Annotated in this window: 8 protein-coding genes and 1 riboswitch; of the genes, 3 read left to right on the top strand and 5 right to left on the bottom strand. The window is 45.1% G+C overall.

Annotation, left to right across the window (positions count from 1 at the left end):
* The coding region (locus tag EBR25_11160; protein NBW41542.1) for a GTP-binding protein at positions 1-879 on the bottom strand (879 nt) is incomplete at its 3' end.
* A 518-nt stretch (positions 880-1,397) separates the two neighbouring features.
* Here EBR25_11160 and EBR25_11155 point away from each other — a divergent pair.
* Positions 1,398-2,654 carry a hypothetical protein gene (locus tag EBR25_11155; protein NBW41541.1) on the top strand — a complete coding sequence of 419 codons (1,257 nt, stop codon included), beginning with the start codon at positions 1,398-1,400 and terminating at the stop codon, positions 2,652-2,654.
* Positions 2,655-2,663: 9 nt separating this feature from the next.
* On the opposite strand, the gene EBR25_11150 is transcribed toward EBR25_11155, so the two are convergent.
* Genes EBR25_11150 through EBR25_11135 form a run of 4 tightly spaced genes read right to left on the bottom strand, consistent with a single transcriptional unit; the run spans position 2,664 to position 7,171 of the window.
* On the bottom strand, positions 2,664-3,650 hold the full coding sequence (locus EBR25_11150) for an iron ABC transporter permease (protein NBW41540.1): 987 nt from the start codon (positions 3,648-3,650) through the stop codon (positions 2,664-2,666).
* Positions 3,647-4,327 carry an ABC transporter ATP-binding protein gene (locus EBR25_11145; protein NBW41539.1) on the bottom strand — a complete coding sequence of 227 codons (681 nt, stop codon included), beginning with the start codon at positions 4,325-4,327 and terminating at the stop codon, positions 3,647-3,649. Before EBR25_11145 ends, EBR25_11150 begins: the two co-directional genes overlap by 4 nt.
* On the bottom strand, positions 4,314-5,261 hold the full coding sequence (locus tag EBR25_11140; protein ID NBW41538.1) for a hypothetical protein: 948 nt from the start codon (positions 5,259-5,261) through the stop codon (positions 4,314-4,316). Before EBR25_11140 ends, EBR25_11145 begins: the two co-directional genes overlap by 14 nt.
* Entirely contained in the window at positions 5,261-7,171 is a 1,911-nt protein-coding gene (locus EBR25_11135; GenBank protein NBW41537.1) for a TonB-dependent receptor, read from the bottom strand. The genes EBR25_11140 and EBR25_11135 overlap by 1 nt, the downstream gene beginning before the upstream one ends.
* Before the next feature lie 193 nt (positions 7,172-7,364).
* A riboswitch (cobalamin riboswitch) is annotated at positions 7,365-7,577 on the bottom strand.
* Positions 7,578-8,230: 653 nt separating this feature from the next.
* On the opposite strand from EBR25_11135, the gene EBR25_11130 reads away from it, so the two are divergent.
* Positions 8,231-8,959, top strand: coding sequence for a translation initiation factor IF-3 (locus tag EBR25_11130; GenBank protein NBW41536.1), 729 nt, complete (start codon positions 8,231-8,233; stop codon positions 8,957-8,959).
* Positions 8,960-9,106: 147 nt separating this feature from the next.
* Positions 9,107-9,810 (top strand): hypothetical protein (locus EBR25_11125; GenBank protein NBW41535.1); only part of this gene is annotated, 704 nt, incomplete at its 3' end.

Genomic DNA, 9,810 nt, shown 5'->3' with positions numbered 1-9,810 from the left:
AATAGTGTCACCTATCTCTACCTCATCCAGTCCCGCAAGAAGAATAATATCACCAGCGCGCGCCGTTTCGAGTGGCTGAACTTGAGTCCCTGAATATGCTTGGAGCGAACTTACTTTTAGTGGCAAAGGAGTCCCTTCAGCGCCGATACGAACCAATGGATCTCGGGAACGCACCTCTCCATGTACGACTCTCCCTACAGCAAGCCGCCCGAGGTAGTCATTATAATCCAGATTTGCTACCAGCATCTGAAAGGGCTTGGAGATATCACCTCTAGGAGGGGGCATCGTTTCAAGAATCTGATCGAGGAGTAGCGAAAGGTTTCCATCTGCATCGTCTAACCTTCGCTTCGCGATTCCATCTCGTGCAACGAGGTATAAGACTGGAAACTCAATCTGCTCTTCAGTTGCATCAAGATCAATAAAAAGGTCATAAACTTCGTTTAACACTTCCTCTGGTCGAGCATCGGAACGATCAATTTTGTTTAAGCACACAATGACTTCAAGGTTTAATTCCAGAGCCTTCTTGAGGACAAAGCGTGTCTGAGGAAGAGGACCCTCTGCAGCATCAACTAATAGCACGACACCATCGACCATACTCAATGAGCGCTCAACCTCTCCACCAAAATCAGAGTGTCCCGGCGTATCAAGAATATTGATTTTCGTTCCCTTCCAATCGACCGAGCAGTTTTTTGCAGAGATAGTTATGCCTCGTTCACGCTCAAGATCCATACTATCCATTACTCGCTCTACTGCATCTTCTCCTCGCTGTAAGGCACCACTATGACGGAACAAATGATCTACAAGTGTAGTTTTACCGTGATCTACGTGCGCAATGATTGCGATATTTCGAATTGAAGCACCTTCAGTGAAATCTGACATAATACCTTTTGTAACAACACACTCCCGCTTTCCTTAAGAGCGGAATCTTTTAAACTCTTTTTCTCTCTGTGTAGGAATCTTTCCGAAACATGAACTCAGTACGGAAGAGCCCTTGTAAATACGGAATCAGGGATTCAAAGATAACCGTAAGGATGCCATAGACCTACAAAATGGTCACCCCTACGAACACCAGGCTCTCTTTCCCTCAATACTGCCGTGCGCACCAGAGGAGGATCACGATCAAAGGCGTATCCTCCCGAGATGCCTCGCCCACTCCTTATCCGCCCTAACTCCTTGTTATGCTTATATATATGTAAAAACTTCCTCTGACATGTCACCTACCCCAAAAATGGAGTCATAATAAAGCATATACAGGACTGACTGATGCGCAGTTCTCGACCCGTTTTTACTCCCGTTTTCGATATTTGGTTTTCTATTGGTGCTCATAGGGCTTCGGTCTCCTATCGTTGACTGTGAATGCTCTGGTTTCCATAGCATAGTTAATTGAGAGAAAATCAATGATGACATCTCTACTCTATTCAAAAAATGACTCATGGATATTACGAAGAAATATTCTTCTTGGGCTGAGTCTTCTGATAGCAGTAACTGCTGGAATATTTCTCCCGGAAATTCTAGGGATTAAACCGATACAGTCAGAACACGTTTCTCATACACTACAGGTACAGAGTCATAGAGTCGCTCGACAGGTATCGTCAAATACGATCGACGAACTTATCGCTACCTCGAAACCGAGCTCCATGAATACTCGAGAACAATATGATCCTCAAGATATTGGGGTTCAGACAACTCCCATGGCAGTGTCTTCAGAAGTTGCGAATGTTGGCATTCGTGCCCGCCAGACCATCTCAGATATAAGAGATGTTTCTCATATCCAGCCCCTACTTGAACCTGAGGTAAGGTCTCCAAACTTTGCGGTGCTTTCATGGGATGATGTCAGAAAGCCCAACATACAAGCTACTCTCGAAAGAGTACTTAAGGATTCATCTGAGCTCCTTTCTATCCTCTCTTCGAGTGAATTCCCGCGGTCTCATTTTGAACTCAAAAGCTTTCAAAGCGCCTTAGCACCGCTTCTGAACGAGAAAGCGAGTAGTGCTGCTCCTCTTGTCCCAATACTTGAGTTCCTCGACTATCGGGACTCAGTGGTTACAGCAGCCCTCATCAAAGAACAGGCCTCTCGAAGAATCAAACGAGCGTGGAAAGCAATTTCTCTCAAGCCTGTTCTTGACAATTCACTCTCTCAAAAAAGGAAACAGGCTCTTGATACTGCTTTCAAGCCGAAGTTTTTTCTTACAGAAGCTCGCTTTCGATATGATTGGATCGGAGACAAGAGAAAAAAACTATCAACGCCACTTCGTGCCTCACTCAAAGGAACATTCACTGATGAAGATATTCAATCAATTGAGTGGTATTACTCTGATACTCCCAATAAAAAGAATCGAGCGCGAATGACTGGAAAAGGTGAACGTACATTTACCATTAAAAGAGGTAGTGATATCCAGAGGGCGACTCTTATAGTCGTTGCTACGGCTAAAGATGGATCACAATATGCGAAGGCTTATAAATTCAATAAGCACCTTGAAAAATTTGCATTAAGACCCTTTGATAGGTTCTGGGAGCTGCAATACAAACTCAACCGACCAGACAAGCGTATTGATCAGCTCTTTCTGGTATCACAAGGAGTAAGACAACAGCATGACGAACCAAAAGTGCAACTTGCATCTCAATCCAGCGCACTTCAGATCGGAAGATTCTAGAAAGTAGGCCTACCGCTTCATAAGAAGTGTAACCATAACTGGACAGCCGATAATAGCAGTCACGAGACCTACCGGAATCTCTTGCATACCTCCTAATATACGAGCGGTTGCGTCGCAAAAGACGAGAAAGAATCCTCCGCTATAAAAGCTAAAGGCTATTAGACGAGCATGCGAATGACCAACCATAGCCCGTCCGAAGTGTGGCATGATAAGTCCAATGAAGCCTATCGGACCACAAAAGGCTACGGTAAGCGCAACGAGTAGTGTAGTGAATCCAATCAAACGAAGCTGTAATGCACGTACTGGAACTCCCATTCCATGCGCATATTCTTCCCCGAGAAGAAGGAGATCGAGCGCTGGAGCAGAGTACCGCAAAATCAGTAAAAGTATGAGGGAGAGCGCTAAAAGAAGTAACGGTTTCTCGATTCCCGTAACACTCAGGGTTCCAAAATACCATCCGGTTAACTGCACTATTCCCGCTGGATCTAAAAAATACTGCAGGAGAAAGAGAAGACTGCCGCAAAAGAGACTTAATAAAACTCCACATAAGAGGACCGTGTCTGTCATACGCAATTTATTACTCCTCAGAAATGGCAGTAACACACATAAAGCCGCAATTCCTCCGATAATAGAGCAGATGGTGTTAAGCGATGAACGAAGTGAATCAGGCAGAAAAAACTGACTAATGACATAGCCCACGGCTGCACATCCAGACACACCTAAGGTATATGGTGATGCTAATGGATTCACAAATAATGTCTGATATACCAGCCCGACCAAAGAAAGAATTGCGCCAGCGGCAAAAGCAATGAGAACTCGTGGCACACGCAACTCAAAAAGAACAAAGGATTCCTGCGCCGTTAGTGCTCCACGAAAAAAACGCGGCACAATACTTTCGTAGACACCCGCATTGAGTGCAAAAAGTAGAACTATTACCGATAGTACTATACTTCCGATCCGAAGCCTCGAAGATGCTGACAGAATAGAACCACTCATGACTGCTCTCTCATCCCCTGTGGAGTTAAAACAAGAATCCGCTCGCAAATATCGTGCAGAAATTTTTCATCATGAGATACAATAATTCCAGAGGAGCCCTTCCGGAGCTGATTATTCGCAAGAATATTTCTGATTTCCTGCTCCGCCATACTATCGAGCGCTACAGTCGGCTCGTCAAATATGAAACAGCTTGGTTTTACGAGTAGAGTTGCTCCAAACAGAGCCCGCCTAAGCTCACCACCGCTTAAGCTTGAAAGTGGTATCTCTTTTTTCTCCTGCAGCTGAACAGCCTGAAGTGAGGATAAGACCTCTTCAGATAAGCAAGATGTATTTCGAGAAAACCGATTACGCCAACAACTTGAGTAATACTCAAAGAGCGTAAGACTAGGAATAGACAAAAGAGATTGAGGTATATAACCGAACTTTTTCCGTAGGTCTGCAGACTCGGCTTTTTCCAACGCCTGACTCAGGAAAGTGATTCTTCCTCGTCGGGGACTTACCAGTCCTAGCAATGTCTTAATGAGCGTCGTCTTTCCAACCCCATTCGATCCCATGACACCTATCCATTCCCCCTGCTTCAGAGAAAATGAAATGCTGCTTGCTAATTGCAGATTTGAAAAGCCAATCTCAAGATCACTGACTTCCAATATACTCGCCCAACTTTCATGATTGCTCATTTGTCTTTCCAACTACAAAGTTCGCAAATGCTTCTGCAACCTTAGGATAATCCACTCCGGGAATCAAAAAGAAAGGTTCGTGAGACGCTCCTATTGAGCCGTTCGCTACGGCACGAAGCATCGGAAACTCCTTTCTCCAGCGTTCCTCTATGCGAGTCAGAGTAGAGTTGTTTTCTGAGGAGGGAATTACATGAAAAATGTGAGTAGGATTTAGAGCCATTAATCCCTCCAGAGAGAATGAGCTCAATCCAGTTGTTTTTCCGAGATAGGCCGAATGAATTCCAATTTCACTCAAAACTTCTGAATAGAAACCATCTTTTCCTGATAGAAACAGCCGGCCAATTCCCTCATGAGTCGCTGTTGGATTCCCGATAAGCACCAACACTCTTACCTCATTTAACGTCTTCTTACGAAGAGAGATAAGACGCTCCCTAATATTTTGCATCTTCTTGTCCAGCGTTGTGAGGATTTTCATCGCCTGGCTTTCGAGTTCGCACTGCCTCCCCAACGATTGAATAGAACTTCGAATGTGGTTAACGGAGGAATGATCCATAGACAAAATCGGAATCCGCAGATCTGATACAAGTCGGTGAAAGCTCCGATGTTCCTGAAGAAGGATCACAAGCGTTGGCTTAAGCATGACAAGTGCTTCTCTATTCATTCCATAGAGATCACCGACACGCGCAACCTCTTTTGATACTGACTTATCAAACAACGATACTCCAACCAGATGACGTTGGAGGCCTAGCTCCTGTACTATCTGAGTAATGCTCGGTGCAAAAGAAATAATACGCTGACAAGGAGAATCGCTCGCTTGAGCTGATATTCCGATCACAAACACCGACACGAAGAGTAAAAAACAATATCTCATAGCATCTGAGAGTAGTGGCCGACTCACAGACATATCACAATTCTTTCGTGCTCCGAAGAACATCACAGCATCAGCTCCATCCCTGCGAAAACTCCTCGTCCATACGAGCCGAATCCAAGAACGTCTTGATATTCTTTATCAAAAACGTTTTCAAGCCGACCGTAAATTCGAAGATTCTTTGAAATGTGGCTGGACAAACGAAGATCAACTATTCCATAAGGCGATAACCGCTCGCGAACGGGCGGATAGAGAGAAAAGTTATTATCAAACCGTGCTCCAGTGTATCGATATGATGCACTGAGAGTAGCAGGAATATTTCTTAGAGAGTAAGAAAGAAAAAGATTTATTTGGTCCTTTGCTCGGCGGAGCAACTGCTGATCTGTTTGAACATCCTTGGTATTCAGCAAAGTATAATCTAGGCGAATCTTTAGATTCTCAGTTGGCTCATACTCCCCATAAAACTCGAGGCCATCAATCTTTGCTTCATTAATATTCTGAAAGAGAAACGTGGCAGGATCAAAGGTAATTAACTGGTCTATAGATTGCTGATAGTAGGTAAGTCCAATGCTGGCATGATCATTGGCCAAAGTATGGTCTACACCTAACTCCCAACTCTCACTCTCCTCTGGATCAAGCTCTGGCGAGCCATAGGTAGAGAAAAGCTGGTTGAGTGACGGTGCTCTGAATCCAGTACCGATTGCACCTCGTACCTTTAGAGTCTTGTCTAAGAAATAAATAACGGGAGATACGTTATAGGTCATCCTATCGCCGAAGACCTCATGGCTATCTAAGCGCAACGCTGATGAGAACGAGATATTATCACTTACTGACATGAGCCCATTGATAAAGTAGGCGCGATTTACTGCATCGAATGGACCAAACCTCGACTCAAAAGGACCAAAGACTCCGTCTGATTGATAGAGCGAACTCCCTCGCTCTTTTTGAAATTCAAAACCGGCAACGAGCCTGAGACTATCACTAAGAGAGAACGTATTGATCCAGTCCGCTGTGAACATTTCACCACGATAACGACTACCCAGCTCATCGAGCGGATTAATACTATCAGGGACGTTTTCATCTTTGAGGTCATGATACGCATACGAAATGCCAAATGCCGGTATCCATAAGCCTTCAAGCAATTCTCCTGAGAGAGCTGAACGCCAAAATAGCTCCTCGTTTTTCAAGTCTCTATTTGGATCATCGCCACCGATACCACCTTGATTATCGAGCCCTGCACCGGAGCGATTCAAACGAAGCGTATTATCAAGAGTCCCCCCCCATAATGAGTTGTATTTGGCTCTGAGGGTAAGACTGGTATTTTCAAAATTGTCTCGCTCACTGTTTCCCGCGCGTTCATCTGCTGCCGAGATCCCCCCCTCCTGCTCTCGAACAAAACTCAAAGAGGTATCAAGCTCTTTCGTAGAATGTGCAACATAGAGCTTTTGAGCAAAACGCTTGAACGTACCGCCCTCTGTTGAGACTTTAAAACGAGGTCCTGCTTCGCCAGTTTTGGTAATGATGTTTATCACACCACCAATTGCATTCGATCCCCAAACCCCGCTCTGTGGGCCACGTAATACTTCAATCCTTTCAACATTTTCTAAAGAGAGCGCTCCAAAATTAAGCGTGCGAGTCGGTGTTACAGGATTATTCAGTTCAATCCCGTCGAGAAGCACGAGAACGTGCTCCGAATTTGCCCCTCGCATAAAAATTGAAGTATTGCCACCTCTGCCTCCACTCCGTACTACATCAAGACCAGGATACCCACGTAGCAAATCCGCAACATTGACGTACTGCGAGCGTTCGATCTCATCAGAGGAAATAACAGTCAACGACCCTCCGAAGCTTGATATGTCAGATGTGGAGCGATGCGGTGTTACAATTATTGACTCTGTTTCAGCTCTCACCGTCTCTATTTCGACGAGCGATGAGCAGACAATTCCAACAAGAAAAAAAACTTTAAATCGAAACATATAAGAACACCCCTATGACTACGCACTGCGGTTTTGCAACTACTCGACCTATCAAGGCCATCTCGAGCTACGCCAGAAAATAAGTGAACAAGCATACCTATATCGCCGTTGTGGCTACACCACGACGTTTTTATTTCTATCCTGAGCTCTGCTAACAGCGTTATTTGACGCTGACACCCCAATCCGCGAGGGCGTCTCCCATGTCATTTGAGATAGGTCTTCTGACTTACTGTCTTTCGCTCTAGAGCCTTCCCGAAGAGAGGTAGTTCTTCAGTGGCTGCTTTCCCAGTTCGATTCCACAATCAAGCCGATTATGGTGACAGATTACAGCGGCGGGACCGTGGCGGAATCTCACCGCTTCTTCCCTTGAATCTCTTCCTTGGTTATCTCTCTGTTGATGTCATCGTGTCAACTCAAACACATCCAGTATTACTTAGCTTATTGAAATACTTGTTCCTTTCCGTTACCGAGAACGAAGGGAACAATCAGCAGGGTAATACATTCCGATTTTAGAGTTGGGAATATAAACACCTCGTCTTCTTCCGGAGTTTGCTCTTCCTCGATTTCACTCCTTGCTTCCCTCCTCTCATAAAAACAAAAGGCCTTCTCCTTCAACTCCTACCAAAGGGGTCCTTCCAAAATACGGGCCGTCGATTTTATCTTAGAAAGCTCAGAAGGGTCTCGTAGACAGCTGGCAAACCTGAGGCAAATCAAGCAATTTGCCACATAAGATACTTGAATTATTGCAATTTTACTTTTAATGCTCTTTACAGGAAAAGTGCCTCAATTCAGGGAAAATACGTCCATATACGTACCACGATGCAACCGACTTGATTTTTAGAGCGCTTCACGGCAAAGTATCGGGGCAACTATCTGAATATACTCGCCCGCACGGGGTGAACGGTGCTATAACACTGGTGCTGTAGAATCGGTGCTATAAAAGCCCGATCAGAAATCTGACGTGGCGTGCTTCCGCTCTGACAGCAGACGGCAAGGTATTTGGAGAGTAAGCAACAATTTTTAAAGAGATTTACATACTAACGAACCGCGGAGCATTATTTGGTAAACTATCGAAGGGGTGGACGAGGAAGAAGAGCCCCTGTACAAGCCCAAGAAGACACTCACCGTATCAATACAAATATCCGAGTCCCAGAAGTACGGGTTATCGATGACGAAGGAAAGCAACTTGGCGTCATGGCGACTTCGCATGCCCTGAGTCTTGCAGAGGATAAGGGACTAGACCTTGTTGAAGTAGCACCGAACTCAAAGCCGCCAGTTTGTAAGTTTATGGACTATGGCAAGTTCAAGTATCGAGAGCAGAAGAAAGAAACTGAAGCAAAGAAGAAGCGGGTAGAAACCTCCTTAAAAGAGCTACGAATCCGCTATCGAACAGACTCCAGTGACCTTGAAACAAAACTAAAGAAGGCAAGAGAGTTTCTCGGTGAGGGAGACAAAGTCAAGTTCTCGATGAGATTCCGTGGTCGAGAGGTAATGTATATGGACCTCGGAATTGAAAAGTTTGAAGAGATTGTAGAAGAACTCAAAGATGTAGCTGCGATTGATGAGCGCTCACCAGCCCGGGGAAGACAGATTTATATTGTACTTGCCCCGTTAAAAGCGACCTCCAAAGGAGCAAGCTCAAAGACAAAGAGCACCAAAGAAAAGGGCGCGTCAGAGAGCGTAGAGAGTTCCAACACCAATGGCAGTGAACAAAGCACCACTTCTCAGGAAGTGAAGGGCGAAGAAAAGCCAGAAAGTGCACAACAGGTAGAGGCAGTAACATCCTAAGCAGTAATATCCTAATTCGAGAATCCACTCGGTTATTGTGGTATTATCGGGTTGAAATCCCTTCGCTCTCCCTGGTTGGAGAGAAGCGTTCAATGCTTTAAGCGAAGAATTACCGCTCTACGATACGGTCGAACACGAGAATGTAACATGGACAAGCCAGTATCTCACTTTCATTCACCATCAACTGGAGGCCGATCGGCTTCTCTCATAAAACAGATCTATAGTGCAGAAAATCCCGTTGCGTTTACGAGGGGAATTCCAGCCCAAAGACTCTTCCTTGCCTTAAAAGACCAGGGATTGGAATCCTCAATTGAAATTCTGGAAATGGCAAGTCGAGAGCAAATGCAACTCATGTTAGATTTTGATCTCTGGAGCTTTGATACTTTCGAAGAGTCACAAGTCTGGCAATGGCTTGAGCTTGCAGATACGAGCGAAGATTTGACGATACTACAGAAGACGCTCCATAGCCTCGATCCAAAGTTAATAGCTCTACTTATTAGCCGTCACCTTGAAGTCATCATCATGGAAGAGGCAACCGAACAACCGCCGGCAGATGGCTTTCATACGCCAGATAAAGGCTCAACATGGATGCGCTCAACTCTAGAGGATCAACATCAAGACTTTCTCTTTAAGAGACTGCTCGCCATCGTCTTCGAAACCAGCCCCGAGCTCTTCTATCAACTTATCGGCATTCCTGCTGTAAGCACTCCGACAGTCATAGAGGAAGAGGCCTATCAGGAGAAAAACAAAAGACTCTTGGCCGAAGGGTTTCCAGATCATGACTGGGCTGCAGAATTGAACGCCGCTTTAGCAATCTCAATGGCAGTGCAGGCAATAGAAAGTGAAAATCT

Source organism: bacterium, from assembly GCA_009926305.1.
Taxonomy (GTDB): Bacteria; Bdellovibrionota_C; UBA2361; order UBA2361; family RFPC01; genus RFPC01.
Note: the sequence above shows the minus strand (reverse complement) of the source record. Positions and strands in the feature narration are given on the sequence as shown.